At 68.0% G+C, this 25,337-nt stretch carries 24 protein-coding genes and 1 pseudogene; 6 read left to right on the top strand and 19 right to left on the bottom strand.

What is annotated here, in order from left to right; genetic code table 11:
* Positions 1-266, top strand: a pseudogene (locus Y710_RS05765) (HNH endonuclease); the annotation flags it as partial.
* Positions 267-310: 44 nt separating this feature from the next.
* On the opposite strand, the gene nadC reads toward Y710_RS05765, so the two are convergent.
* The gene (gene nadC, locus Y710_RS05760; protein ID WP_045540269.1) at positions 311-1,201 is read right to left on the bottom strand and encodes a carboxylating nicotinate-nucleotide diphosphorylase; all 891 of its coding nucleotides are present in this window, start codon (positions 1,199-1,201) and stop codon (positions 311-313) included.
* Between the two features lie 5 nt (positions 1,202-1,206).
* On the bottom strand, positions 1,207-2,217 hold the full coding sequence (gene nadA / locus Y710_RS05755) for a quinolinate synthase NadA (RefSeq protein ID WP_051999609.1): 1,011 nt from the start codon (positions 2,215-2,217) through the stop codon (positions 1,207-1,209).
* A gap of 273 nt (positions 2,218-2,490) precedes the next feature.
* Between nadA and Y710_RS05750 the strand changes: the two genes are divergently transcribed.
* Complete coding sequence (locus tag Y710_RS05750) at positions 2,491-2,958, top strand: hypothetical protein (RefSeq protein ID WP_231875685.1); 468 nt, start codon at positions 2,491-2,493, stop codon at positions 2,956-2,958.
* 54 nt (positions 2,959-3,012) lie between these two features.
* A complete protein-coding gene (locus Y710_RS05745; RefSeq protein ID WP_006895368.1) occupies positions 3,013-3,693 on the top strand; it encodes an NUDIX hydrolase in 681 nt (226 codons plus the stop codon).
* A gap of 26 nt (positions 3,694-3,719) precedes the next feature.
* Here the strand turns inward: Y710_RS05745 and Y710_RS05740 are convergent, their stop codons facing one another.
* The 6 genes from Y710_RS05740 to Y710_RS05715 all read right to left on the bottom strand — a co-directional run bounded on the left by Y710_RS05740 (position 3,720) and on the right by Y710_RS05715 (position 8,940).
* On the bottom strand, positions 3,720-4,346 hold the full coding sequence (locus tag Y710_RS05740) for a DUF2567 domain-containing protein (protein WP_062366748.1): 627 nt from the start codon (positions 4,344-4,346) through the stop codon (positions 3,720-3,722).
* Positions 4,343-4,582: a biotin synthase auxiliary protein BsaP gene (locus Y710_RS05735; protein WP_045540275.1), complete on the bottom strand. Its 240-nt coding sequence runs from the start codon at positions 4,580-4,582 to the stop codon at positions 4,343-4,345. The genes Y710_RS05740 and Y710_RS05735 overlap by 4 nt, the downstream gene beginning before the upstream one ends.
* Positions 4,583-4,650: 68 nt before the next feature.
* On the bottom strand, positions 4,651-5,688 hold the full coding sequence (bioB, locus tag Y710_RS05730) for a biotin synthase BioB (RefSeq protein ID WP_045540277.1): 1,038 nt from the start codon (positions 5,686-5,688) through the stop codon (positions 4,651-4,653).
* A gap of 107 nt (positions 5,689-5,795) precedes the next feature.
* On the bottom strand, positions 5,796-6,494 hold the full coding sequence (bioD, locus tag Y710_RS05725; RefSeq protein ID WP_062366746.1) for a dethiobiotin synthase: 699 nt from the start codon (positions 6,492-6,494) through the stop codon (positions 5,796-5,798).
* A complete protein-coding gene (locus Y710_RS05720) occupies positions 6,491-7,621 on the bottom strand; it encodes an 8-amino-7-oxononanoate synthase (RefSeq protein ID WP_062366744.1) in 1,131 nt (376 codons plus the stop codon). The genes bioD and Y710_RS05720 overlap by 4 nt, the downstream gene beginning before the upstream one ends.
* Entirely contained in the window at positions 7,618-8,940 is a 1,323-nt protein-coding gene (locus tag Y710_RS05715) for an adenosylmethionine--8-amino-7-oxononanoate transaminase (protein WP_062366769.1), read from the bottom strand. The genes Y710_RS05720 and Y710_RS05715 overlap by 4 nt, the downstream gene beginning before the upstream one ends.
* 127 nt (positions 8,941-9,067) lie before the next feature.
* On the opposite strand from Y710_RS05715, the gene Y710_RS05710 reads away from it, so the two are divergent.
* From Y710_RS05710 to treY, 3 genes are all read left to right on the top strand, one after another.
* A complete protein-coding gene (locus Y710_RS05710; RefSeq protein WP_006895361.1) occupies positions 9,068-9,634 on the top strand; it encodes a TetR family transcriptional regulator in 567 nt (188 codons plus the stop codon).
* A 117-nt stretch (positions 9,635-9,751) separates the two neighbouring features.
* Positions 9,752-11,908, top strand: coding sequence for an acyltransferase family protein (locus Y710_RS05705; RefSeq protein WP_062366742.1), 2,157 nt, complete (start codon positions 9,752-9,754; stop codon positions 11,906-11,908).
* A 42-nt stretch (positions 11,909-11,950) separates the two neighbouring features.
* A complete protein-coding gene (treY, locus tag Y710_RS05700; protein WP_062366740.1) occupies positions 11,951-14,266 on the top strand; it encodes a malto-oligosyltrehalose synthase in 2,316 nt (771 codons plus the stop codon).
* A 27-nt stretch (positions 14,267-14,293) separates the two neighbouring features.
* Here the strand turns inward: treY and Y710_RS05695 are convergent, their stop codons facing one another.
* The 11 genes from Y710_RS05695 to Y710_RS05645 all read right to left on the bottom strand — a co-directional run bounded on the left by Y710_RS05695 (position 14,294) and on the right by Y710_RS05645 (position 25,337).
* Positions 14,294-15,031, bottom strand: coding sequence for a hypothetical protein (locus tag Y710_RS05695; RefSeq protein WP_039866959.1), 738 nt, complete (start codon positions 15,029-15,031; stop codon positions 14,294-14,296).
* Positions 15,032-15,041: 10 nt separating this feature from the next.
* Positions 15,042-16,211, bottom strand: coding sequence for an MlaD family protein (locus tag Y710_RS05690; RefSeq protein ID WP_039866956.1), 1,170 nt, complete (start codon positions 16,209-16,211; stop codon positions 15,042-15,044).
* On the bottom strand, positions 16,199-17,299 hold the full coding sequence (locus Y710_RS05685; protein WP_045537433.1) for an MlaD family protein: 1,101 nt from the start codon (positions 17,297-17,299) through the stop codon (positions 16,199-16,201). The genes Y710_RS05690 and Y710_RS05685 overlap by 13 nt, the downstream gene beginning before the upstream one ends.
* Positions 17,296-18,393 carry an MCE family protein gene (locus tag Y710_RS05680; RefSeq protein WP_231875686.1) on the bottom strand — a complete coding sequence of 366 codons (1,098 nt, stop codon included), beginning with the start codon at positions 18,391-18,393 and terminating at the stop codon, positions 17,296-17,298. Before Y710_RS05680 ends, Y710_RS05685 begins: the two co-directional genes overlap by 4 nt.
* A 2-nt stretch (positions 18,394-18,395) precedes the next feature.
* On the bottom strand, positions 18,396-19,388 hold the full coding sequence (locus tag Y710_RS05675) for an MCE family protein (protein ID WP_006895354.1): 993 nt from the start codon (positions 19,386-19,388) through the stop codon (positions 18,396-18,398).
* Complete coding sequence (locus Y710_RS05670) at positions 19,385-20,419, bottom strand: MlaD family protein (RefSeq protein ID WP_062366736.1); 1,035 nt, start codon at positions 20,417-20,419, stop codon at positions 19,385-19,387. Before Y710_RS05670 ends, Y710_RS05675 begins: the two co-directional genes overlap by 4 nt.
* Positions 20,416-21,711 (bottom strand): MlaD family protein, encoded by a 1,296-nt coding sequence (locus Y710_RS05665; RefSeq protein ID WP_006895352.1) that lies wholly within the window; start codon positions 21,709-21,711, stop codon positions 20,416-20,418. The genes Y710_RS05670 and Y710_RS05665 overlap by 4 nt, the downstream gene beginning before the upstream one ends.
* A 3-nt stretch (positions 21,712-21,714) precedes the next feature.
* Complete coding sequence (locus Y710_RS05660) at positions 21,715-22,581, bottom strand: ABC transporter permease (RefSeq protein WP_006895351.1); 867 nt, start codon at positions 22,579-22,581, stop codon at positions 21,715-21,717.
* Between the two features lies 1 nt (position 22,582).
* On the bottom strand, positions 22,583-23,428 hold the full coding sequence (locus tag Y710_RS05655; RefSeq protein WP_006895350.1) for an MlaE family ABC transporter permease: 846 nt from the start codon (positions 23,426-23,428) through the stop codon (positions 22,583-22,585).
* 288 nt (positions 23,429-23,716) lie between these two features.
* Complete coding sequence (gene ilvA, locus Y710_RS05650) at positions 23,717-25,099, bottom strand: threonine ammonia-lyase IlvA (protein WP_006895349.1); 1,383 nt, start codon at positions 25,097-25,099, stop codon at positions 23,717-23,719.
* Positions 25,056-25,337: a hypothetical protein gene (locus Y710_RS05645; protein ID WP_039866952.1), complete on the bottom strand. Its 282-nt coding sequence runs from the start codon at positions 25,335-25,337 to the stop codon at positions 25,056-25,058. Before Y710_RS05645 ends, ilvA begins: the two co-directional genes overlap by 44 nt.

Here is a 25,337-nt window from a genome sequence, read left to right as displayed (position 1 = left end):
TCGGCGCCGCATGCGGACGCCACAATCGCTCCGTCGGACCCCGCCCCGGGCAATGGCAGACGATGATCCTGATCGACGGACCCCACGCCGGCCGCGTCGTCTGGCGACCCAGCGGCAACACCAGCCGCGGCGGGACAAGACCGCCCGGATGGCGGATCAACCAGATCCACCACGCCGAACTCCTACCGGACCACCAACCCCAACCGCCGCCCGAACCCAGCGAATCCCGGATCGAGAACTACCTCGACACACTCCTGGCCGCCTGACCGGACACACCCGGCCGGGCACAGGAGTGCGCGAACACCGTCGGTCACATGTCCAAGCCGAAGTCGAGGACCGTGACCGAGTGGGTCAATGCCCCGACGGCGAGGTAGTCCACACCGGTCCTCGCGTAGTCCATCGCCGAGTCCAGTGCCAGTCCGCCTGATGATTCGAGCTTCGTCTCGGGCGACCGCGTGTCTCGGCGCTGCACCGCCATCTGCGTCTGCCACGGCTCGAAGTTGTCGAGCAGAACCAGCTGGGGCGCGAGCTCGAGGACCTCGTCGAGCTGCTCCAGCGAATCGACCTCCACCTCCACCGGAACATCCGGCGCCGCAGCGCGGACCGCTTCGAGCGCCTGCGCGACACCGCCCGCGGCGACCACGTGATTGTCTTTGATGAGCGCGGCATCACCGAGACCCATCCGATGGTTCACTCCGCCGCCCGCCCGGACCGCATACTTCTGCAGCGCGCGCATACCGGGCAGCGTCTTCCGCGAATCCCGGATCTGTGCACGCGTGCCGTCCACGGCGTCGACCCACGCAGCCGTCGCCGTGGCGATACCGGACAGATGGCACAGCAGGTTGAGGGCGGTACGCTCCGCGGTCAACAACGAGGTCGCCGGGGCACGCAGCGCGAGAGCGACCGACCCGGGTTCGACGCGCGAGCCATCGTCGAGTTGCTCGGTGACTACGTAGTTATCGCTCCCGATCACCTCGTCGAACACGGCCCGGACCACCGGCAGGCCGGCGACCACGCCGGGCTGGCGGGAGACGATCTTCGCGTCCGCGACCGTCTCCGGTGGCACGGTCGCCAGCGTGGTGATGTCGGGACCGTATCGAAGATCCTCCAGGAGTGCCGTGCGGATCAGAGCGATGAGTTCCTCGTCGACGACGAGATCCAGATCGCCGGTTGCCTGTTGCTGACCGATGAAGGAGTTCACTCCGCCTATTCTCCGCTACCGGGATTGCCGATCGCGATCATCCTCTCCACCGAGCGCCGTGCACGGGCGGCCACATCCGGAGCGACGTGGACTTCGTCCTTGCCCTCGGTGAGGCATCGCAGCAGCGCCGCCGGGGTGATCATCTTCATGTACGGGCAGGCTGCACGATCGTTGACCGGCTGGAAGTCGATCTCCGGCGCCGCACGACGCAGCTGGTGCAGCATGCCGACCTCGGTCGCCACCAGCACCTGCTTGGCGTGAGTGGCTCGCGCGGCGTCGATCATGCCGCCGGTGGAGAGGATCTTGACGCGCTCCTGCGGCACGACGCCCTCGCCCGACAGATAGAGCGCCGACGTGGCGCACCCGCACTCGGGATGAATGAACAGGTCGGCGCCGGGGTGACTCTCGGTCTGTTCGGTGAGTTCATCGCCGTTGATGCCGGCGTGCACGTGGCACTCGCCCGCCCAGATGTGAATGTTGTCGCGCCCCGTCTCACGCTTCACGTGGGCACCGAGGAACTGGTCCGGCAGGAACAGCACGTCCTTGTCCGGATCGATCGACGCGACCACGTCCACCGCGTTCGACGAGGTGCAGCAGATGTCCGTCAGTCCCTTCACCTCAGCGGTGGTGTTGACGTACGAGACGACGACCGCGTCCGGGAACTCAGCCTTCCAAGCACGCAGGTCGTCCGCGGTGATCGAATCGGCGAGCGAGCAGCCCGCTCGCTCGTCCGGGATCAGTACCCGCTTCTCTGGACTCAGGATCTTGGCGGTCTCGGCCATGAAGTGCACACCGCAGAAGATGATCTCGTCCGCATCGGTCTCCGCGGCGATCCTCGACAGTGCGAGCGAATCGCCGACATGGTCGGCGATGTCCTGAATCGCGGGCAGCTGGTAATTGTGAGCCAGGATCGAGGCGTTGCGCGCCTTCGCCAGCCGCTTGATCTCCTCGGCCCACTCGGCCGTCGGCTCCACGCCGCCGTAGGCGGGCGGAATACCGTGGCGGGGGTCGGGCATGCCGAGTTCGGTCTCGGTCCGGGTGATCACGGTTCCAGTAGTCATGACGACTGCTCTCCCATCGCGTGGTCTCGAGCGCGGGCTGTGCGCCAGAGGTTTTCGACCATAGATCGAAAACACCTCGTCATCGTAACACCTGTGATCGACGACGCATTCCCGCCCGGTCGTGACAGCGTTCGGGCGCGCTGTCAGCGGGAACGCCAAGGCCTGCCGGTGCAGTGGGCTACGGTGCTTCCATTCACGTGGGACGAGGCCGAAGAGGTGACTGCATCGATGGCGACACGACATGTGACGCGGATACTCGTGGCCGTTGCGGTTCTATTGGCGGTGGCTGTCGCGGTCGCGGTCACGATCGTCCTGATGGACCCTCAGCGATCGAACGACGCCGCAGCTCCGCCGGCGACCGTCACCGTGTCGGTCACGCAATCCCCGCCGTCCCAGACCGAGAGACCCGACCCGCCGGCTGTCGAGGAGCCGGTCACGGAGGAGGCACCGCCGGTCGTCGAGGGTTCGGAGTGTTCGGACTCGGAAGTACGCACTTTCCAGACAGACGCCTCCGGCCGCAGTCTGGTCTGCGGCTACTCCGGTAGGCCGACGCCGCACTGGCTCCAGCACGGAGACGACGACGGAAGCGTCCACAATGTCGGCGATCCCTGCGACAGCAGCGTCGATCGGGTGTCGCGGGATCCGTCGGGACTGTTCATCATGTGCGGCGGGAGCACCTGGGTCACTCACCCGTGACCGTCCACCGGGACCGAATGCGCAGCGGAACGACCGTCTCCTAATCTGGATCGCATGGCCGAAACCACCGTGCGCGTCGAGGTGCTCACCGCTGTCTTCCAGGTGCGCGAAACCGACGTCGACGTCCCGGCGCTGCATGTGCTGCTGCATCGGTGCGAGCAGGCCGGATGGGCGTTGCCCGGCGGACCGATCGTTGAGCGCGAGACGCTGGGGGCGGCCGCGCTGAGATGGCTCGGTGCCCGCGCCGGGCTCACTCGGGTGGCCCACCTCGAACAGCTGTCGGTGTTCTCCGACCCGGACCGCGTGCCCGAACAGCGAACCGTCGCATCGACTTTCCTGGCGCTGGTGCCGAGCGATATCCCCGCCGAGACCGTCGCCGATGCCGCATGGTTCGCCGTCGACGAGTTGCCGGAACTGGCCTACGACCACCGCGACGTCATCGACCTCGCACGGCATCGTCTGGCGGGCAAGCTCTCGTACACCAACATCGCGTTCGCTCTGGCGCCGAGCCAGTTCCCGATGTCCGAACTCTCCGAGATCTATGGAGCGGCGCTGGGCTACCCGGTCGACTCGACGAATCTGCTGCGGGTCCTCTCACGCCGCGGAGTGGTCGTGGCGACGGGAACCGTCGGCCGCACCGGCCGGACGGGTGGCCGTCCGCCCGCGCTGTATGAGTTCGCGGACGCTCGGATCAGGGTGACCGACGAATTCGCCGCGCTGCGCCCACCCATGTGACGGCCCGCACTTCCCCACGTCCCGCCTCAGCGTCCGCTCGGGTCTCCCGGTTGCGAGGGCGGCACGACCTCGCCGCCGTCGGATAATCCGACCGCACCGACCGGCATGGGCTCACGCATCTCACCGAACTCGTCTGCAGGCAGGTCGCCCACGCCGAGATCGGCGTGCGCGCTCGAGAGGACGCATACGAGATAGACCAGCGCGCCGGCCGTCGGCGCACACAGCAGCAGCACCCAGGCCGGACCGACATCGCCGTCGAGCCAGAGGTTCACCGTCCCGGAGTAGGAACCCGGTACGGACCGCTCGATCTCGCCGTGCGACATCCGGCCGAAACGGTCGGCCAGGTTCAGCGCGAGCGCCGACGTGGCGATGGACATCAGCACCACGAACGCGAATCCGCCGATACCCCTCGACGTGCGCAGCCCGAACCAGGTGGCGAGTCCGATCAGCACACCCAGTCCGAGGCAGAGGAAGGAGAAGATCGCCACCCCGTCGAAGAGCTTCGCCGGGTCGGCCTCGGTCGCGAAACGCATCTGCCCGCCGTGCTCGACGACGACGTCGGGGGCGGGTGCCAACAGCACCCACAGTCCTCCGACCGCCACCGCCGCGGCGAACAGCGCGAGTACGACCGCGACCACCCGGCGCGCGTTCATCGCTGTCCCATCTCCGAGGAGTCGACCGTTCCGTGCCTGGAGCACCGTGCATCCCAACCGTCCGGCCGCACCTGCACCACCATCCGGCGGCCGCACTGGCCGCAGAAGCGCGGCGGCTCCAGGCCGAGTCGCGCCGCTGTGGGGACCTCGTCCGCGGCCTGCAGTTCGAGCTCGATACCGGTGTACACGCCGAAGCGCAGCGGCTGCTGCAGCGGACCGGGGATCACGCTCGTCATGGTCGACGCCTCCTGGAATCTGATGGCCGCGGCGGACGGGCCACGACCTTCGAGGCTACCGGCGCGAGTCACAGCGTGTCATTGAGGGCTTTGATGGGCATGCTCAGGTCGTCGAGCAGATCGAGATCGTCCTCCGCGGGCCGGCCGAGAGTGGTCAGGTAGTTACCCACGATGACGGCGTTGATGCCGCCGAGGATGCCCTGCTTGGCTCCGAGATCGCCGAGGGTGATCTCGCGGCCGCCCGCGAACCGCAGGATGGTGCGGGGCAGCGCGAGCCGGAACGCGGCCACCGACTTCAGCGCCTCCGAGGCCGGCAGTACCTCCAGGTCGCCGAAGGGCGTGCCCGGGCGCGGGTTCAGGAAGTTCAGCGGCACCTCGTCGGGCTCGAGCGCCGCGAGATCGGCGGCGAACTCCGCGCGCTGCTCGAGTGTCTCCCCCATGCCGAGGATGCCGCCGCAGCAGACCTCCATGCCCGCCTCACGCACCATCCTCAGGGTGCCCCAGCGCTCTTCCCACGTGTGCGTGGTGACGACCTTCGGGAAGTGGCTGCGCGCGGTCTCCAGATTGTGGTTGTAACGGTGGACACCCATCGCTGCGAGCTCGTCGACCTGCTCCTGCGTGAGCATGCCCAGGCTGCAGGCGATCTGGATGTCGACCTCGTTGCGGATGGCCTCGATGCCCGCGGCGACCTGAGTCATCAGTCGCTTGTCCGGTCCACGCACGGCGGCGACGATGCAGAACTCCGTCGCTCCGGTCTTGGCCGTCTGCTTGGCCGCCTCCACGAGCGACGGGATGTCGATCCAGGCGCTGCGGACCGGAGAGGCGAACAGTCCCGACTGACTGCAGAAGTGGCAGTCCTCCGGGCAGCCGCCGGTCTTGAGCGAGATGATGCCCTCCACTTCCACCTCGGGACCGCACCACCGCAGCCGCACATCGTGTGCGAGCTGCAACAGTTCGGTGAGGCGGTCGTCGTCGAGCTGCAGGACGCGCAGGACCTGGTCCTGACTCAGTCCCTCGCCGCGCTCCAGGACCTGCTCGCGCGCGACGGCGAGGATGTCGGCGGTGTCCGCGGCTGCCGGGGCTGAGGTGTCGGCGGTCGTGGTCATGGGGAGATCTCCTTCGTGAATGGGTGTGAAGTTCTAGGAACGTGCCGGTGACACACCGGGTGAGGGCGTATCTCCCTCGGCCGGCGCTGTGCGGCACGTTCTCGGCGTCATGAACAGGTCGCGTCCACGCGGAACAGCGAGGCGTCGACCCACGTCGGTGCGGCGGCGCGGAAGTCGTCGGCCGGCGACCGCCCGACCCCTGCGGGGACGGTCGCGACGATCGGCGCTCCCGTCAGCCGTGGAAGATCGGCGAGGTTGCACCGCATCGCGAGATCCGGTTCGTCCGGCCAGGAACCGATCACCAGACCGCGCAGTGTCACCCCGGCTGCGGTGATCGCCCGCGCGGTGAGTTCGGTGTGGTTGAGCGTTCCGAGCCCCGGGTCCGCGACCACCAGCATCTCCGCGCCGAGTCGCCGGGCGACGTCGAGCACGGTCAAGTCCGGCCCGAGCCGCACCAGCACGCCGCCCGCACCCTCCACGAGCACCAGATCGGTGACGGCGGCGAGTTCCTCGGTCGCCGAGGCGATCGCATCGAGTGTCACCGGCTCCATCCCGGCCCGCGCAGCGGCGGTCTCCGGGGCCAGCGGCTCGGGATACCGTGCCGGCTCGCGCACGGGGATCGCTCCGGCGAGGCGGCGCACCTCGTCGAGGTCGCCCGGTTCGCCGGGCGCGACCCCCGTCTGCGCGGCCTTGCACACGCCGACGCGGAGTCCGGCGGCCTGGGCGGCGGCCGCCAGCGCGGCGACCGCGACCGTCTTGCCGACATCCGTCGACGTGCCGGTGACGACCATGATCCGCGCGGTCATGCGGCCTCCACCCGGCGCAGCGCGCCGGTCACGACCGACGCCACGTAGTCGAGGTCGGCGTCATCGAGGTCGGCGCGGACGGTCAGGCGCAACCGTGAAGTGCCCTCGGGCACCGACGGCGGTCGAAAGCACCCGACGAAGACGCCCTGCTCCCGGCACAGCGAGGCGGCGTCGACCGCGGCCACCGGGTCGCCCACGATCAGCGACACCACTGCGGCGTCGGGGATCTCGCCACCGCAGGCGGCGGCGAGGCGGCGCACTCCGGCGCGGAGCCGATCGGGCATCTGCGGATCGCCGCGCAGAATGCGCAGCGCCGCATGTGCCGCCCCGACGGCGGCCGGGTTGAGACCGGTGTCGAAGATGAAGGTCCGGGCATGGTCGATGAGATGCTCGCGGAGCAGATGCGTGCCGAGGACGATGCCGCCCTGTGCACCGAGCGACTTCGACCCGACCGTCGTGATCACCAGACCGGGAGCGCCGGACAGTCCCTGTTCGGCCGCCACTCCCCGCCCGCCGGGACCGCGCACGCCGAGGGCGTGCGCCTCGTCGGCGAGCATGATCGCGCCGTGCCGAGTCGCCGCATCGTAGTACTCGCGGAGCGGAGCGATCCGGCCGTCGATGCTGTAGATCGAATCGGTCACGACCAGCGCGCGTCCCTCCGACCGTGCGGCCAGCACCCGCTCCACAGCGTCGGCGTCGCCGCGCGGAACCACTTCCACGCGCGCCCGCGACAGCCGGCATCCGTCGATCAGCGAGGCGTGCGCTCCGGTGTCGCTCACGATGAGATCGCCCCTGCCCACGAGCGCGGTGATCGCGCCGACATTGGCCAGATACCCGGACGAGAAGGCCAGGGCGGCTTCGAAACCCAGGAACTCAGCGAGGTCGTTCTCGAAGTCGATGTGCGCCTGCGTTGTCCCCGCGACCAGACGGGAGGCGGTGGAGCCCGCACCCCACCGGTCGAGTGCGGCGTGCGCCCCGGCGATCACGTCCGGATGGCTCGACAGCCCGAGGTAATCGTTGGACGCGAGGTTGATCTCGGTCGCTCCGGCCTGGCGCACCACGGGTTCCCGGTGCAGTCCTGCGTTCAGAGTCCGCGCGGCGATGTCCGCCAGCCACGGTGCGCTCATGATGCCAACTCCTCGTCCTCGTGTGCGACCGCCTCCACCGACGCCTTCGCCGCCGCGGTCATGCCTGCTGTCAGCGCGTCGATCTGTGCATCGGTGATGATGTACGGCGGCATGGCGTAGATCAGGTTTCGGAACGGCCGCACCCACACTCCGCACGCGATCGCCGCGTCGGTGGCCGCAGCGACGTCGACCTCGCGATCGAGTTCGATCACCGCGATCGCCCCCAGTGTGCGTACGTCGGCGACGCCTGCCGCCTCGGTCAACGACGCCAGTCCCGCGCTGAGCCGGCGGCCTATCTCCGGAACCCGCGTCCGCCAGTCCGATTCGGCGAGCACCTCCAGGGACGCACAGGCGACCGCACAAGCCAGCGGATTGGCCATGAAGGTGGGTCCGTGCGCCAGACCTCCCGCCTCGCCGCGGCTGATGGTCGCGGCGATCTCATCGGTGGTGAGGGTGGCAGCCAGCGTCAGGTAGCCGCCGGTCAGCGCCTTCCCCACGCACATGATGTCGGGGCTGACGCCCGCGGCGTCGACCGCGAAGAGTGTTCCGGTCCGGCCGAAGCCGGTGGCGATCTCGTCGCAGATCAGCAGGACGTCGTGGCGATCGCACAGTCGCCGCAGCCCCGCGATCAGCGAGGGCGAGTGGAACCGCATCCCGCCGGCACCCTGGACCACCGGTTCGACGATCACTGCGGCCAGTCGATCGCGATGCAGTTCGAGTTGCGCGTCGAACATGGTCAGGTAGGCCTCGTCGGCGGACGCACCCGCACGCGCGTCCGGGGGCGCGGGGACGAAGACCTGCTCGGCGATCACTCCGCGCCACATCGAGTGCATGCCGCCCTCGGGATCGCAGACGCTCATGGGCGCGAAGGTGTCGCCGTGGTAGCCGCCCCGCCAAGTCAGCAGGCGGTGCTTCTCGCTGCGCCCGCGACTGCGCCAGTACTGCACCGCCATCTTCACCGCGACCTCCACCGACACCGAACCGGAGTCGGCGAAGAAGACCTTCTGGAGCGGATCGGGAGTCAGGCCCACCAGCGTCTGCGCCAGTCTCGCCGCGGGCTCATGTGTGAGCCCGCCGAACATCACGTGCGACATACGACCGGCCTGTTCGGCGAGCGCCGCGTCGAGTCGCGGGTGACGGTAGCCGTGAACGGCCGACCACCACGAGCTCATCCCGTCGATCAGTTCGGTGCCGTCGGCGAGCCGGATGTGCACGCCCGCGCAGTCCCGCACCACCAGCGGCCGCGTACTGGACGGGAAGCCGCCGTACGGGTGCCAGACGTGCCTCGCATCGATCTGCGCGATGGTGGTCTGGTCCATACCGGCCTCCTGTTCGTTGCTCATCCCACACCGATTCCTCGATTCCTGGACACCGTACAGGACGTCCTGAACGATGTACAGGAGACGCCTGTACGACGTACAGGGCAGGTCAGGATAGGGTGGCGGTGTGAGCAACACGAGATCGGACATTCTCGCTGCGGCGCGGGCCATCCTCGCCGAGCACAGCCTCGCCGATCTCACGATGCGGCGGCTGGCATCGGATCTCGGCGTCCGGCCGAACGCGCTGTACTGGCACTTCCCGAACAAGCAGTCGATGCTCGCCGCACTCGCCGAAGACATCCTCTCGACCGTTCCCGGGGCGTCCGAGGACATCGACTGGCTCGCCGATCTGCACCGGTTGGCGACGGACATGCGCCAGGCGCTGCTCGCCGTCCCGGACAGCGCCGAGGTGGTCTCCTCGGCTTGGGCGTCGGGACTGGCCGACCGCGGCATCGAGACGGTGATCGCCGACATCGCCGCCCGCGGCGGCCTCGACCGCCAGGCCCAGTCGGGTCTGGCGACGGCCATCTGCCAGCTGACCATCGGTCTGACGATCGAGGAACAGACCCGGACCCAGATGGAGCGGCTCGGCGTCACCGGACCGTCCGGCCGGGTCTTCGACGCGGAGTTCGACGACGCGCTCGAGGTGATCCTCGACGGTGCCCGGGCCCGCAGCGCCGCACAGACGCACTGACCCGCGCGCACCGCACCTGCCGCAGACCGAGATTTCGTCCGGCGCAGGCGGGCACGTAGATTACTGAGGCGGCCACCCGCCCGGGAGGCCCGTGCCCGGAGAGAGAAACCAACGACAGTGCCCGCGTCCACCGATCGCCCTGCCACGGCAACGGCCCCGACGGTGCCCGCCTATCGTTCAGACCTCGACGGTCTCCGCGGCATCGCCATCGCCCTGGTCGCATGCTTCCACGTCTGGTTCGGCCGGGTCTCCGGCGGCGTCGACGTGTTCCTCACCCTCTCGGGCTACTTCTTCATCGGCTCGCTGCTGCGGCACACCGTTCACAGCCAGTCGGTCAGCTTCGGGCTCGCGGAGACGATCAACCCCTGGCCGCGGTTCCAGCGCCTGCTCAAACGACTCCTGCCCGCGCTGTACACGGTGCTCATCGGGGTCGTGATCCTGACGGTCCTGGTGATCGCACAGACCCGCTGGCTCAACATCGGCCGCGAGACCTTCGCGAGCGCGCTCTACTACCAGAACTACTACCTCGCGAAGAACTCTCAAGACTACCTCGCCGCGAGCTCGGCGAACAGCCCGCTGCAGCACCTCTGGTCCATGTCCATGCAGGGCCAGTTCTTCGTCGGCGCCCTGGTCGTCCTGCTCGCCATCGCCGGACTGATCAAGGTGGCGGGCCGCCGCTACGAGACGCTGACCCGCGCAAGCGTCATCCGCGGTGTCTTCGCGGTCGTCGTCGCCGCCGTCGCCGTCGCCTCGTTCGTCTGGGCGCAGCACCGGCTGCACGTCGATCAGCCCTTCAACTACTACGACACGCGCTCGCGACTGTGGGAACCGCTGGTGGGCGGGCTCCTGGCGATCTGGATGCCGCGGTGGTCGATCGCCGACCGCATCCGCAGCGCGGTCACCGTCGCAGCGCTGGTGTTGATCGCCACCTGCGGTTGGTGGATCGACGGTGTCGCCGAATACCCGGGTGCGCTCGCGTGGGTTCCGGTGGGGGCCACACTCCTCGTCATCTGGGCCGGTCAGGCCTCCGACCGCTCGGCCCCGGCCGCGAACAGGATGCTCGCGAGCCGGCCCGCCGTGTGGCTCGGCGGACTGTCGTACTCGCTGTATCTGATCCACTGGCCGCTGCTGATCTTCTACCTCACCTGGCGCGGAACGCAGCACGCGAACGTTCTCGAAGGCGCGGGCATCCTCGCCGTCTCCCTGGGACTCGCGTGGCTGATGAAACGGTATGTGGAGGATCCGCTGCGCGGCGGCGGCCGCTCGTCGATGGCGCACATCCGGTGGCCGGCGCACCCCCGGATCACCTACACCGCGATCCTGACCGTCGTGCTGGTCGCGATGTCCGCCGGGACTGCCGGAGCCATTCGGGCGTGGGACCGTCACATGGCGACGGTCACCGTCGACACCGCGAACCTCGACCCCGCACTGTATCCGGGTGCCCGCGCCCTGCTCGAGAACGCGCCCGTTCCGGCACTCGACCCGCAGCCGACGCCGCTCGCGGTGGCCGACGACCTTCCGCAGACCGGCCCGGACGGATTCATGAGCGATTTCGCCGCGACCGAGCCCGCGATCGGCGTCTACGGCGACCCGCACGGCACCAGGACCCTCGCCCTCGCCGGAGGCTCGCACGCCGAGATGTGGATCGGTGCCCTCGACGCGATCGGCAAGGCCAACGGATTCAAGATCCTCACCTATCTCAAGATGGGCTGTCCGCTGACGTCCGACGAGAACCCGACGAAGCTGGAGGGCACGCCGTATCCCGAGTGCCGCACCTGGATTCTGAACGTGATGGCCGACCTCGAACGGACTCGCCCCGACGCGGTGTTCACGAACTCGACGCGGCCGGACCCGTCGGGCGCCGCCGATCACGTCCCGCAGGGGTACATCGGGATCTTCGACGAACTGACCGGCGCCGGGATCCCCGTCGTCGGAATCCGCGACGATCCGTGGCCGCACAACGACCGCGGGCCGATCAACACACCCGAGTGCCTCGCCGCAGGCGGCACCGCGCGCTCGTGCGGCACGGTGCGGACCAGCGCACTGCATCCGGTCGATCCGGCGACCGACTACGCCGCGCGCAACCCGCTGTTCCATCGGCTCGACCTCTCCGACGGGCTCTGCACCGCCGACTTCTGCCCCGCCGTGGTCGGTAACATCACCGTGTACAAGGACTATCACCACTTGAGCGCGACCTACGTCCGGAGCCTCACCCGGGAACTGTCGCGTCAGCTCTCCGCGGCACTGCCGTGGACCGGCCCGGAGATCCACTGACGCCTCACCTCCGGGGCCAGTGCAGGCGATCGGAGGACAGGTATGGCCGGCACCCCCGCCGACCCGGTGGCCACCTATCGCATCCAGCTCACGCCTGACTTCACGTTCGCCGAGGTGGCCGGGATCCTGCCTCATCTGTGCGAACTCGGTGTCAGTCACCTCTACCTCTCCCCCGTCCTGGAGGCGATGCCCGGATCGCGGCACGGCTACGACTGGTGCCCGCCAGGGCGGATCTCCGGTGTTCTCGGCGGGCCCGACGGCTACCGGCTGCTTCGCGAGCACGCCCGGGCCCTCGGACTCGGCGTCATCCTCGACATCGTCCCCAACCACGTCGGAATCGCGGACCCCGATCACAATCCCTGGTGGTCGGACGTGCTGGTGAACGGCCTGGACTCCCGGTACGCCGAGTACTTCGATCTCGACACCGAGGCCGCAGGCGGGATCGTCAACCTGCCCTACCTCGGCCGCGACGAGGACCTCGCCGATCTGCGACTCGACGAGCGCGGACGGCTGGTCCTCGGCACGCTCGCCGTACCCACCGCCCCGGGGACCGCGTCACCCGGCGACGACCCGCACGCGGTGCACGCCCGCCAGCGGTACCGCCTCGTCCGGCACGACAGCCGCCGCATCGGCTACCGCCGGTTCCTGGCCGTCAACGGGCTCGCCGCACTGCGGCAGGAGGTTCCGGAAGTCTACGACGCGACGCACTCGTGGCTCCGGGAACTGATCGCCGACGACTTGGTGGACGGCGTCCGCGTCGACCACGTGGACGGGCTGCGCGATCCCGCCGGTTACCTCCGGCGGCTGCGCGCCGATCTCGGCGACCATCGGCTCCTCTACATAGAGAAGGGGCTCGCGATCGGCGAGCGGCTCGACCCCGCCCTCCCCGTCGACGGCACCACCGGATACGACCAGCTCCGGCTGATCGAAGCCCGCTTCACCGCACCGACGGGGATGGTGGAACTCGACGAGACCTTCAAATCCGTCTCCGGCGTCCCGGGCGGCGGCGAACTCGGCGCTCTGGCGCGCGCACTTCGCCAGACCGTGCTCGTGGACCTGTTCCCCGACCGACTCCAGCGCGTCGGCGATCTGCTCTGCCGGCGTGCGCCGCACGTTCGCGCCCACCTCGTGCAGCAGGCCGCCGCCCTGATGATCTGCTCCGCGTCGGTCGCCCGTCCCGACTACCCCTCGCTGCGAAGCACGGTGTTGGCCGACATCGAACGGCTGCGGGACGCCAGTCCGATCCTGTCACCGGGGTTCGACGTCCTCCGTGACGCCTTCCACGACCCGGACTACGCTCCGGAAGCGGTCGCCCGACTCGGCGAAGCCGCGGTCGCGGTCTACGGCAAGGCCACCGAGGACATCGGGTTCCACCGCACCGCACGGCTGGTCTCCACGCAGGAACTCGGATGCAATCCGCGGGTCCCGGCCGTGAACCGCAACGACTTCCATGCGCGGATGACCGAGCGCGCGGCCCACTGGCCGCGGGCGCTGACGGCACTGTCGACGCACGACACCAAACGCAGCGAGGACGTCCGCGCCCGGATCGCGGTGATCGCACAGACGCCCCAACGGTGGCGGATCCTGGTCGACGAGCTGCAGCGGATCGCACCGCCGCCGGACCCGGTGATGTGCTACTTCCTCCTACAGAACGTGGTCGGCGTGTGGCCCGACGAGGGCCGGCCGGACGCCGACCTGGCCCGTCGACTCGCGGAGTTCGCGCGCAAGTCCATGCGGGAGAACGGCATCGTGTCGTCGTGGACCGACGTGGACGACGCTGCCGAGTCGGCCGTTCAGCAGTGGCTGACGAGTCTGCAGCACGGTTTCGCGGCGGAGCTGATCGCCGCGTTCGTCGCACTCATCGCCGACGCCGGCCGCGCCGAGTCGATCTCGCGCAAGGCCCTGTCGCTCCTGCTGCCCGGTGTCGGCGACGTGTACCAGGGCACCGAGTGGTGGGACCATTCGCTGACCGACCCCGACAACCGGCGGCCTGTCGATTACGGTCAGCGCCTCGACCATCCGAAGCTCCAGGCCGTGCGGACCGCTCTGGCGGTCCGGCGCAGGCATCCGGGTGCCTTCGCCCCGGGCAGCGACTTCATCGACGTCCCCGCGCGCGGGGTCTGCGCCTCGCACATCGTCAGCTTCGCGCGCGGCCGCGACGGCGAACCGCAGGTGGTCCTCGTCGCGGTTCGGCTGGCCCTGATGTTCACCGGCGCCGAGACCAGAGCTGCCGCCCAGGTGGAACTGCCCGCCGGAACCTGGCGCGATGCCGTCACCGGCGCGGTGTTCACCGGAACCGTCGGTGCGGACGTCCTCCTGGGCGACGGTCCGCTGGCCGTCCTCGAACCGGCGGATTGAGCCGCCGCGGGACGGCTATCCGGGTGGCTATCCGCCGGGGACCGGCGCGGGCGTCTGCGTCGGGGCGGGTGTCGGGATCTGCTGCTGCGCCTGCTGAGAGCCGACGGTGACTCCGGGACCTGCCTCGATCGCGCTCACGAGCCAGTCGCCGTCGACCTTCTTCATGTTCAGCTGGAGCAGGATCGCATTCTTGCCTCCGGTGGTGCTGATGGCGCTGGTGCCCGTCACGTCCACACCGAGGACCACCGTCGCCTGATCGGCACTGAAGGACTCGACCATCGAGGAGGTCACCGTGGTCTTGATGTTCTCGACCTTGTTCTCCTTCATGAACTCGGTGCTGACGACCGCGTCCGAGTCCAGTCGCTTCTTGAACTCACCGGTGCTGAGCGGGCCCACCGCGTCGCGCAGCGACTTGGCGTCCGCATTGGGACCGCTCATCGCCTGGAAGTACGTGCCGACGAAGTTCGACGCGGCGGCCTTGCTGTCGTCGAACGCCGCGAGTTTTTGGTCCTTCTCGTACAACTGCCATCCGCCGACCGCGATCACGGCGATCACGGCGACGACGAGCAGTCCGACGATCGCCTGCTTCACCCGGCGCATCGAGATCGTCACCGAGACGCTGTCGGCCTTCTCCCTGCCCGCCTTCCGCTCGGCGCGCTTGGCCGCATTGCCGGACTCCGAGGCGTCCATGGCAACGGCGGTGTCGTCGGCATCTGCGTCGTCGGGCCGGGCGTCCGAGATGTCTTTCGAGTCGTCTGAACTCATAAATCCTTCATCACTTGTCGAGCGGTACCGTGCGGGCGTTCGGATCGTAGTCCGGAGGCGGACCCGCCGTGTCGTCGCCCTTCGGTCGCGGTGCGTTCGCCGCCCCGCGGACCTGCATGGTCGGATCCTCGGTGACACAGTACAGATTCTTCGGCACGGTGAGTTCGAGGATCTTGGTCGGACGCACCGGAGCGATCTGGTAGTTGCACGACGGCCGCGGATACACCGATGCCAGCGCCCACCAGGCGCCGTCGTGGAACATCTTCTGTGCCTGAATGGACCCGTCCCGGATCGCGGGGAACAGGGTCGCCAGCGCCGGCGCGCGCAGTGCACCCTGTCGCGCGACGTCGAGGAACTGGGTCAGAACGTCGCTGAGCGGATCGGTGATCGTCGCCAGCGATCCGGCGAGGCTCGTGAACTGTTCCGGTCCGTTCCCCAGGAGCGTCCGCAGTTCCTTGTCGGCCGCGACCGTCGCGTCGAAGAGCGAGTCGAGCCCGCCGGCGAGGCGTCCGAGATCCGGTTGGACCTGCGCCGTGGTCTTGAGGATCGTTCCGGAGTTCTTGATCAGGGTGGTGGTCTCCGGCAGCACCTTCGCCAGATCGGCGAAGATCACGCCTCCGGAGTTGAAGACCGACTTGAGCTGGTTGGGCCCGCGGTCGTTGAGTGCGATCTCGAGTTCCTTGAGCGTCGCGGTGAGTTTCGGCGCATCGATCTGGCTGATGACGTCGAGCGTCGACTGCAGCATCCCCGGGAAGGCCGCCGTCACGTGCGTCTGGCCCACCTGGATCACATCTCCGTCCTGCAGGTACGGGCCGTCATCGGTGGTCGGGGTGATGTTCACGTACTGCTCGCCCGCTGCCGACAGGCCGAGTGCGGAGAACGTCGCTCCCTTGTTGATCTTGTAGTCGTCGCGCAGATCGAGAGTCACGTCGACGCTCTTGGGCGTGACCTGAATGGAACGGACCTCGCCGATCTGGGCGCCGCGCAGCATCACCTTGCTGGTGTCCTGCAGGCCGCCGGAGACCGGGAAATGCACCATGACCTGATACGTGCTCTGCCACGGACGCCAACTGAGACTGTTGAAGGCGAGGAACGCCAGACCCACCAGCATCACCACGACCAGCCCCAGGTTGCCGATCATGATCTTGCGTTTGCGCAGCCATCGCATCATGAGCAGCATCCCTTCGTTCCGGTGAGACGAGCGATGATGCGGGCGAGTGTCTGTTCCAGACTGTGCATGCCGTTGGTGACGTCCGCGCCTTCGGGCAACCGCGACGCCGAATCGAATCCGGCGCCCGGCGTCAGCCAGTACACCTTGGCCGAGACCGCCGCCGCACTTCCGGACGTCGACTTGACCCACTTCGGGTTCAGCTCGGCCATGCGGTCGGCGAGCGGCCCGAAGATCGGCGCCGCATTCTCCAGCGCCACCAGCGTGGTGTTGAGGTGGCCGAGCATCTCGCCGAAGTCGGCCTGCTCGGTGTTCAGGAAATCGTTGGTCGCGGCGGTCACCTTGTTCGTCTTATCGAGGGTCGTCAGGATCATGCCGAGTTGGTCGTTGACCGTGTTGATCGCCGCGGGGAGCTTGTTGATCGCGGCGGCGATCTGGTTGCGGCCGTTCGCCAGTTCCTTCGACCACCGCGCTGTGACGGCCATCGATTGGTCGACCGCCGCCGAGTTCTTGTTGAACTTGTCGATCGCGGTCGTGAATCCCTCGATGGCGCCGTGCAGTTCGGGAGCATTGCCGCCGATGGCGGTGCTGAGCTCGGTGAAGATCCGCTGCAGGGAGCTCACCGAACCCGAGTCGACCAGCCCCGTCAGGCTCACGAGCAGGTCCTCCACCGTCGCCGCCGCCGAAGTGGGGCCGGTCAGGGTGCCGCCGTCGCGCACCATTCCCTTCGAGGTGTCCGCCGGCGGCTGCAGCGCGACGAAGACGTCGCCGAGCGGTGTCGCCTGACGCAGTTCGGCTCCGGTGCCGATCGGCAGTTCGGTGTCCTTCGCCACCTTCATCGTGACCTCGGCGCGGTAGTTCTTCGCGACGATGGACTCCACCTCGCCCACATCCAGGCCGCCGAGACGGACCTTGGCCTTGTTCGGCAGGTTGAGTGCGTTCTCGAACGAGGTGTGGACGGTGATCGAATCGCTGATCCCGCCCGGGGCGGGCAGCGGGATCTGCTCCACCGTGACGCCTGGGACGGCGCCGCATGCGGTGAGGCTGACCGTGGTGACGAGTGAGACCGCCGCGAGACCGGCCTTGCGAATCCTGGTCATTTCTTGCTCAGCTCCAACAGTCCGGAATAGATGCCCAGATCGGGGCCGAAGTCCTTCAGCTGACCGGTGTCGCAGCCCTTCTGGTTCAGGTTGATCGCATTGCAGAACTTGTTGAGCATCTGGTTGTCGAGCAGCGACTTGTCAAGGAAGACCGAGGCCCGCCACGCACCCTGTTCGGCCGAGATCGAGTTCGAGAGGTTCTGGAACAGCAGCGGCGCCACATCGATCGTCTCCACCACCTCGCGGGAGAAGTCGGACAGATTGGCCGCCAGCGACGCCATCCGCCCGGTCGCACCGCTGATCGCACCCGAGTTGGCGGCGAGGAACTCGGAGGTGTTCTGCAGGGTCTTGTTCAGGTCGTGCAGCGACGCGACGAGGCCGACCGACTGGTCGCCCAGCATGTCCGAGACCTGCGTCATCGACGACGAGAACTGCTGCATCTTCGGATAGTTGTCGGTGAGCGCCGTGGTGAGCGTGCTCAGCGACTTGATGATCGACATCAATGCGTCACCGTTGTCCGCGCCGAGCTTGCCCGCCTTCGAGAGCGCATCGAGCGCCTGCCGCAGCTTCTCGCCGTTGCCGGAGGCGATTCCCGAAGTCACGTCGACGAAGTCGGCGATCGGCCCCTCGCCGGGCCGGTCTCCCGACATGGCCTTGACGATCTTGTCGATCGAATCGAACAGCGTGCCGATCTCCACCGGCGCCTCGGTGTGGCGGATCACGTCGCCGTCGCCGAGCTTGGGTCCCTTGGTGTAGGTGGGCGACAGCTCGATGTGCCGCGTGGTCACGATCGAGGTGTTGACGATCGCCGCCGTCACATCGGCGGGCACGTCGACGCTGTTGTCGACGGTCATCGTGACCTTCACCCGAGTGCCCTGGGGCTCCACGGAGGTGATGCGACCGACCGGCATTCCGAGAACCGCGACGTCGTTGCCGGTGAAGATTCCCGACACGTCGTCGAAATAGGCTGTGACGGTGTTGGCCTGGCCCAGCGCCGCGGTCCAGGTGGCGGGCATCAGCGAGCAGCCGCTGACGGTCGTCGCCGTCACCGCGACCAGCGCCACCGCGGCCATCGCGCTCTTGATCCGGGACATCCTCAGCATCCGTCCACCACCCGCGCCGCGCAGAGCCAGTTGTCGGGGAACAGGCCCCACGGCAGGTAGCCGTTCGCATAGGGCCCGTCACCGGTGAGATTCGTGGTCAACCGGGCGGTGACCGGCAGGACGTCAAGCAGCTTGCGCAGGTTGTCGCGGTTCTTCTCGAGTCCGTTCGCAATCGTGTTGAGGTTCGCCATCACCGGTGCGAACTGGTCGCCGTTCTCCGCGGCCACCGCCGACGCCTGATCGGTGAGGGCGGCCACGCCGTCGAGCATCCGGGTCACGAGTTGTTCGCGAGCCACGATCTTGTTCGCCAGTTGGGCGCCCTGGCCGACGATGATCGACAGCGCGAACTGACTGTCGACGACCTGCTTGGTGACCGCATCGGTGTCTTTGAGCAGCTGGTTGATCTGATCGTGCCGATTGTTGAGCACGTTCGACATCCGGGTCAGCGCATCGAGTGTGGGTCCCATGATCGCGGGCGCACCCGCCAGCTGCGTGCTCAGCGTGCGGATGCTGTTGGTGAGGTCATTCGGTTCGATGCCCGCAAGCACCGGGGTGCCCTTGGCCAGGGTCTGCTGGAGGTCGTAGGGCACGTACGTGTGCTGGATCCGGTCGTTCGGCGTCGCCTTGTCGCTTTGCCCGAGCACGATGTCGACGTACCGCTGCCCCAACAGCGTCGACATCTTGATCTCGGCGGAGCCGTCGTCCTTGACCTCGACGTCCTTGTCGACCTTCATGGCGACCTCGACGTGGTCTCCGGCCAGTTCGGTCTTCGACACTTCGCCGACGTCGATGCCCGCCACGCGGACTTTGTCACCGGGACGGATTCCGCCCGCCTGTTCGAAGTCTGCGGTGTACGTCCGCTTACCGAGTCCGGCCGAACTCAGCCCGACCACGGCGACCAGGACGATCGCGATGACGACGACACCGAGGATCCCGTACCACAGCCGGCGGTTGCCGTGGAACGACCGGGCGAGACGCTTCTTCATCGGCACACCACCGAGTGGTTGGTGCCACCGATCTTGTTGATCAGGCCGGGCGGGAACAGGACGTCGCCGATGGAGATGTCGAGGTCACACGCGTAGATGTTCAAGTAGTTGCCCTGCATCATCACATTCGGGAAGTGTCCGAGGAAGATCGGCAGCTCGACCGCGAGCCGGTCCATCTTGGCGCCGTTGGCGATCAGTTTGCCGGTGGCGTCGTCGGCGGCGGTGCCGGCCGACTTGAGGGTCGCGCGGTTCTGCGCGAACACCTGGGCGAAACCGGTGGTGGTCTGGCCGAGCTGATCGATCGCCTTGCCGAACTGCTGAGAGTTGCCGTTGAGACCCTCGATCAGCTTTCCGGTGCTGTCGAGGAGGGTCTGCACCTGGTCGCCCTGTGAGGCCAGTTCGCGCATCACCACCCCCATGTTCGTGATGATCGCGCCGAGCACCTGGTCGCGGTCGGCCATGTCGCTCGCCACCTGCCCGATCTCGGCGATCGTGCGAGAGAGAGACACCTCGTCGCCCTGGAAGGCCTGGATCAGGCTCTCCGACAGCGCGTTGACCTGTTCGGGTGTCAGCGTGTCGAAGACCGGCTGGAATCCGGCGAGGAGTTTGGTGACGTCGAACGAGTCCTCGCCCGGCAGACGCAGCGCCGAGCCCTCGCTCAGCTGAGCCTGGGGTGTCGGACCGTCCAGCGACAGCGCCAGGTACCGCTGACCGATCAGGTTCTGGTAACGGATCGCGGCCCGGGTGTTCGCGTACACCTTCTGATCGTCCTGGACCTCGAACCTGACGAGGGCCCTGCCGTCGTCGAGGTCGATGCTCTCCACGCGCCCGACGCGCACGCCCGCCATTCTGACGTCGTCGCCCTCCGCGAGCCCGGACGCGTCGTTGAACGTGGTCGTGTACCCGCTGGTCGGCCCGCTCACCGAGCGCTCGAGCGTGGACCAGATCAGATACGTCATCGCCAGCGCGACGATCGCGAACAGGGTGAATCCGATCAGCGGCTTGCGGATGGTCGATTTAGCGGCGCTCACCGGCCTCCCTCCTGCGGTGTCACGGCCGAGACCAGCGGGCCGAGCATGAGGCTGTCGGCCGAGGTCGGCTTCCGTCCGAGCGCGCCCTTGAGCGTCTTCTCGTCCTTTCCGGTCGTCACAGCACTGACCGGCTTCTGGGCGGCGGCCCGCTTCATTCCCGGCGGGTACACCGTCAACGGTCCCGACATGGTCGGGCCCGTGCCGGTCCCGGGGCCGACGCATCCCGGCCCACGGGCCGTCCCGTAGGGGCCGCCGTCGTACACCGGGCAGTTCTGGCGCGTGTACTGCGCGAACGCACTGAAGCTGACGCCGAGGTTCAGCTGAACGTGGCCGTTCACGCCGGTGAAGACTCCGAGCACTCTGCCCGCCAGGACGTAGAGCTGCTGCAGCGCCTCGGGCAGTGAGTTCGGTTCCAGGGTGATCGCTCCGAGCATCGTGTTCAGATCACGCACGATCCGCTTGCCGCCGTCGCCGTTCTTGGCGAAGAGGGTGTGCACTTGGTCGAGCATCCCCTGGCCGGCCGACAGCAGTGCGGTCAGCTGGTCGGCGTTCTGCGCGATCGTCATCGCCGGAACCACCGACTTGCCGAGCGCGTCGAGCAGTTGCGGGGTCGACTGCGCCAGACCGCGGATCGCCCGGTCGAAGTTCTCGAAACCGGACGGTGCGCCCGGCGGGAACTGCGCGTTGATGGTCTTCCAGTAGGTGTCGAGAACACCGACGAAGGTGGAGAAGGTTGCGCCGCCGCCCTGCAGCGCGTCGGCGATGGTGCCGAGCACCATGCCGAGATCTTCGGGCGGGACACTCCGCAGCAGCGAGCGGAGCTCGTTCTGCGCGTCCTGCAGCCGGATGGTCGGCTCGGAGGTGTCGGCCTTCACCACGTCGCCGCCGCTGATCGACTCCGAGGCGGGATTCGCCGGCGCGATCAGCTCCACCGAGTTCACGCCGAAGAGGTTCGACGGAACGGTGCGCGCGGTGGTGTTCGCCGGGATGCCGGACGCCTGGTCCGGGTTCAGGATCAACGCGACGTCCTTCGTCGGGTTGTCACCGCTGCCGACCAGGGTGATCGAATCGACCGACCCCACGATGAAGCCGTTGTAGCGGACGTCGGCCCCGGGAACCAGTCCGTCGCCGACGTCGGTCAGCTCCGCGGTGACCTCGGTGCGGTCGTCGAACTTACCCTCGTACCGGGCCAGCAGCAGTGCGAACACGACCACCGCCACGGCGAGGAACGCCAGCCCCCGCAGGAAGTACGTCTTGAGCGACGGATCGCGCCCACCAGTATCGATTCGCATCCGTCACCCCGATATCTTGATGCCGGCCGAGGTGCCCCAGAACACCAGCGTGAGGATCAGGTTCGCGAAGACGATCGTGATGATCGACAGCCGGATCGCATGCCCGGCCGCGACACCCACGCCTTCCGGACCGCCCGACGCGAAGTATCCGTAGTAGCACTGGATGAAGGTCGTGAGCAGGACGAAGACTATGACTTTGAGGAACGAGAAGACCACATCGCGCGACAGGATGAATTCGTCGAAGTAGTGCAGGTAGGTGCCCGATCCCTGTCCCGACTGGATCTGGAACATGAACTGGCAGGCGATGTAGTTGGCGGCCAGCGAGATCGCGTACAGCGGGATGATCGACAGGACCGCCGCGGCCATCCGGGTCGTCACCAGATAAGGCAGCGGCCGGATCGCGATCGATTCGAGCGCGTCGATCTCCTCGCTGATCCGCATCGACCCGAGCTGCGCCGTGAACCGGCAGCCCGACTGTGCGGTGAACGCCGTCGCGGCCAGCAGCGGAGCGATCTCACGGGTGGTCGCGAACGCCGAGAGTCCGCCCGTGATCGGCGACATGCCGAGCAGGTTGAGCGCCGTGTAGCCCTCGATGCCGACGGTCGCGCCGCCCATCACGCCGAGGATCACCATGACGCCGACGGTTCCGCCGCCGACGACGATCGCGCCGTTGCCCCACGCCACGTCGGAGAGCAGTCGCCAGACCTCTTTCCGGTAGTGCGTGAAGGTGATGGGCGCCAGTCCGATCGACTTCACGAGGAAGGTGATCAGGTGCCCCATCGCGACGATGCCGTCGCGCGGCGCCTCCCACAGCTTCCGCAGCCAGCCGAGCGGTTTGAGCAGCGGCGGTACGTAGCGTGACGCGGCCATCTCACACCACCTTCGCCGGCACGACGAGTGCGAACACCTGGGTGAGCACCACGTTGACGGTGAACAGCAGGATCACCGAGTTGACGACCGCCGCATTCACCGAGTTCGCGACACCGGCCGGGCCGCCGCTGGTGGTGAGGCCGCGGTCGCAGGCGACGATCGCCACGATGGCGCCGAAGATCACGGCTTTCACCAGGGCGAACAACAGATCGGGCACGCCGGCGAAGGAAGCGAACGTCCCCGTGTAGCTGCCGGGCGTCCCGCCCTGGAAGTAGACGTTGAACAGGTAGCCGGTGATGAAGCCGACGAAGCAGACGAAGCCGCAGAGCAGGAACGAGACCACCATCGTGGCGAGCAGCCGGGGCGAGATCAGACGCTGGATCGGGTTGACTCCCATCACCCGCATGGCGTCGATCTCCTCGCGGATCGTGCGCGAGCCGAGGTCGGCGGCGATGGCCGAGCCGACCGCACCCGCCAGCAGCAGCGAAGTCACCAGCGGCGCGCCCTGCCGGATGACGCCGAGGCCGGTCGCGGCGCCGGAGAACGACGTGGCGCCGATCTGGCCGGCGATGTTCGAGACCTGGATCGAGACGATGACGCCGATCGGGATCGCCACGAGCAGCGTCGGGAAGACCGACGTGGAGGCCATGAACGCGCACTGCCGGATGAACTCGCCGAAGGGGAAGCGCTTCTTGACGATGTCTTCGATGAGGACCTTGAACACTTCGACGAACATCGCGAGCTGACGGCCGAAGGTCTCGAAGGACTTCTTGATGTGCTCGTCGAACCATTTGCGGGCGCCGCTGTCGGACCAACGACGCGCAGCAGCACGTGGGTGCGCGTCCACCGTGTCTGTGCTCAATCCCCTGCCTTCGCCCTCTTCGCCTCCGCGGGTGCGGTGGGGAGTCGACAGTCGCCGCGCCCCCCGCCGGCCCCACCCCCGAGGGGGTGTTCGGTCGTAATATACACAGCGATTTCGGGAAAGTGTGCCAGGCGCCACACATAACTTCACCTATGTAGGAAATAGGCAGGTGACCCTCCCACGACGCCGGTAACCAGGTGATCGGGTGGTCGAGACGACGACGGCGGCCGCCCCCGTCGTTGCCGGGAGCGACCGCCGTCGCGCTGGGTCCGCCTACGTCAGGTAGCGGTACGCCGGAGTGTCCGGCTCGAGTTGTTCGACGTCCAGACGGGAGCGCTTCATCCGGTCCTGCAACCCGGACAGATCCGACGGGTCGCCGAGTTCCACGCCGACCAACGCGGCCCCGGTCTCGCGGTTGTTCCGCTTGACGTACTCGAACAGAGTGATGTCGTCGTCGGGACCGAGGACGTCGTCGAGGAAGCGGCGCAGCGCGCCCGGCTCCTGCGGGAAGTTCACCAGGAAGTAGTGCTTGAGACCGCGGTGCACCAACGACCGCTCGATGATCTCGCCGTAGCGGGAGACGTCGTTGTTGCCGCCCGAGACGAGTGCGACCACGGTGGCACCGGCGGGAAGATCGAGTTCGCGCACCGCGGTCGCCGCGAGCGCGCCCGCGGGCTCGGCGATGATCCCCTCGTTCTGGTACAGCTCGAGCATGGTCGAGCAGATCGCCCCCTCGCTCACATTCGTGATGGTGACGCTGCCCGGCGCGAGGTCGATCTCCGAGGCCTCGATCACCGGCACCCGCGGGTGCGAGGTGACGTCGGCGAGCACGGGGTGGTTCACCACCCGGGCCCCGGCGGCCGCCATCACGCCGTGCCCCAGGCCGCCGATGCGCTGCACTGCCGCACCGTCGACGAAGGAGTCGACGGTCGGCAGCGTGTACGGTGCACCGTTGACCAGCGCGGCCGCGAGCGACACGGCACCGTGCGGCTCCACGCCGACGATCGCGACGCCGGGGCACGCCGCACGCAGGTAGGTGACGATTCCGGCCATGCAGCCCGCACCGCCGACCGGCAACACGACGACGTCGGGATCGGCTCCGAGCTGCTCGAGGATCTCCTTGCCGATCGTGCCCTGCCCGGCCGCCGTGCGCGGGTCGTCGAAGGCGTGGATCCACGTGGCGCCCGTGCGGATCACATCGCTCTGGGCCGCGGCCGCCGCGGCGTCGTAGGTCTCACCGACCGGAATGAGCTCGACGAACCCTCGGCCATGCCACAGAATCCGGTCGCACTTCTGCTTGGGAGTGGTCGTCGGTACGTAGATCCGACCCTTGACCTGCATGGTGGCGCACGCGAACGCGACGCCCTGTGCGTGATTGCCCGCGCTCGCCGCGACGACGCCTGCGGCCAGTTCATCTGCGCTCAGCTGCGCCATGACGTTGTAGGCGCCGCGGATCTTGTAGGAGCGGACGGTCTGCAGATCCTCGCGCTTGAGATGCACTCGCGCACCGGTGGCGTCACTCAGGCGGGGGCAGTCCTCCAGCGGTGTCCGGCGTACGACGCCGTCCAGACGACGTGCCGCAGCCTCAATGCTCGCCGGGGTGAGGGTCGAATCAGCGGCGGGAGTGGTGTTCGGCGATGAAGTCACGCTCTCCATCGTCCCACCGTTCACGAAGCAGCACATAGCCGCCCCACCACACCGTGATCACCGCGACTGCACTGGCCCACATTGACGCCGTCCCGGAGCCGGTGAAGGTGAACACGAGCGCGGCGACGACCACGCCGGCGACCACAGCGGCCAGCTTGTACAGCGGCCACGGCACCCCGAACACCGGAACCTGCACGGCGCGATGCACAGTTGCGGGCTGAGGTGCCTGTCGGATCAGCGTGGTCAT

Origin of the sequence: Gordonia sp. QH-12, assembly GCF_001578675.1 — a bacterium.
GTDB classification, from domain to species: domain Bacteria; phylum Actinomycetota; class Actinomycetes; order Mycobacteriales; family Mycobacteriaceae; genus Gordonia; species Gordonia sihwensis.
This window is presented reverse-complemented; position numbering and strand designations above follow the sequence as displayed.

What these genes read in the sequence shown, in the direction of transcription:
- nadA (WP_051999609.1), bottom strand. Translation starts at nt 2,217, where the DNA reads ATGCCCGACCCCCGCCACGGTATTCCGCCCGCCTACGGCGGCGTGGAG.
- Y710_RS05750 (WP_231875685.1), top strand. Translation starts at nt 2,491, where the DNA reads ATGGCGACACGACATGTGACGCGGATACTCGTGGCCGTTGCGGTTCTA.
- Y710_RS05745 (WP_006895368.1), top strand. Translation starts at nt 3,013, where the DNA reads ATGGCCGAAACCACCGTGCGCGTCGAGGTGCTCACCGCTGTCTTCCAG.
- Y710_RS05740 (WP_062366748.1), bottom strand. Translation starts at nt 4,346, where the DNA reads ATGAACGCGCGCCGGGTGGTCGCGGTCGTACTCGCGCTGTTCGCCGCG.
- Y710_RS05735 (WP_045540275.1), bottom strand. Translation starts at nt 4,582, where the DNA reads ATGACGAGCGTGATCCCCGGTCCGCTGCAGCAGCCGCTGCGCTTCGGC.
- bioB (WP_045540277.1), bottom strand. Translation starts at nt 5,688, where the DNA reads ATGACCACGACCGCCGACACCTCAGCCCCGGCAGCCGCGGACACCGCC.
- bioD (WP_062366746.1), bottom strand. Translation starts at nt 6,494, where the DNA reads ATGACCGCGCGGATCATGGTCGTCACCGGCACGTCGACGGATGTCGGC.
- Y710_RS05720 (WP_062366744.1), bottom strand. Translation starts at nt 7,621, where the DNA reads ATGAGCGCACCGTGGCTGGCGGACATCGCCGCGCGGACTCTGAACGCA.
- Y710_RS05715 (WP_062366769.1), bottom strand. Translation starts at nt 8,940, where the DNA reads ATGGACCAGACCACCATCGCGCAGATCGATGCGAGGCACGTCTGGCAC.
- treY (WP_062366740.1), top strand. Translation starts at nt 11,951, where the DNA reads ATGGCCGGCACCCCCGCCGACCCGGTGGCCACCTATCGCATCCAGCTC.
- Y710_RS05695 (WP_039866959.1), bottom strand. Translation starts at nt 15,031, where the DNA reads ATGAGTTCAGACGACTCGAAAGACATCTCGGACGCCCGGCCCGACGAC.
- Y710_RS05690 (WP_039866956.1), bottom strand. Translation starts at nt 16,211, where the DNA reads ATGCTGCTCATGATGCGATGGCTGCGCAAACGCAAGATCATGATCGGC.
- Y710_RS05685 (WP_045537433.1), bottom strand. Translation starts at nt 17,299, where the DNA reads ATGACCAGGATTCGCAAGGCCGGTCTCGCGGCGGTCTCACTCGTCACC.
- Y710_RS05680 (WP_231875686.1), bottom strand. Translation starts at nt 18,393, where the DNA reads ATGTCCCGGATCAAGAGCGCGATGGCCGCGGTGGCGCTGGTCGCGGTG.
- Y710_RS05675 (WP_006895354.1), bottom strand. Translation starts at nt 19,388, where the DNA reads ATGAAGAAGCGTCTCGCCCGGTCGTTCCACGGCAACCGCCGGCTGTGG.
- Y710_RS05665 (WP_006895352.1), bottom strand. Translation starts at nt 21,711, where the DNA reads ATGCGAATCGATACTGGTGGGCGCGATCCGTCGCTCAAGACGTACTTC.
- Y710_RS05660 (WP_006895351.1), bottom strand. Translation starts at nt 22,581, where the DNA reads ATGGCCGCGTCACGCTACGTACCGCCGCTGCTCAAACCGCTCGGCTGG.
- ilvA (WP_006895349.1), bottom strand. Translation starts at nt 25,099, where the DNA reads ATGGAGAGCGTGACTTCATCGCCGAACACCACTCCCGCCGCTGATTCG.
- Y710_RS05645 (WP_039866952.1), bottom strand. Translation starts at nt 25,337, where the DNA reads ATGACCACGCTGATCCGACAGGCACCTCAGCCCGCAACTGTGCATCGC.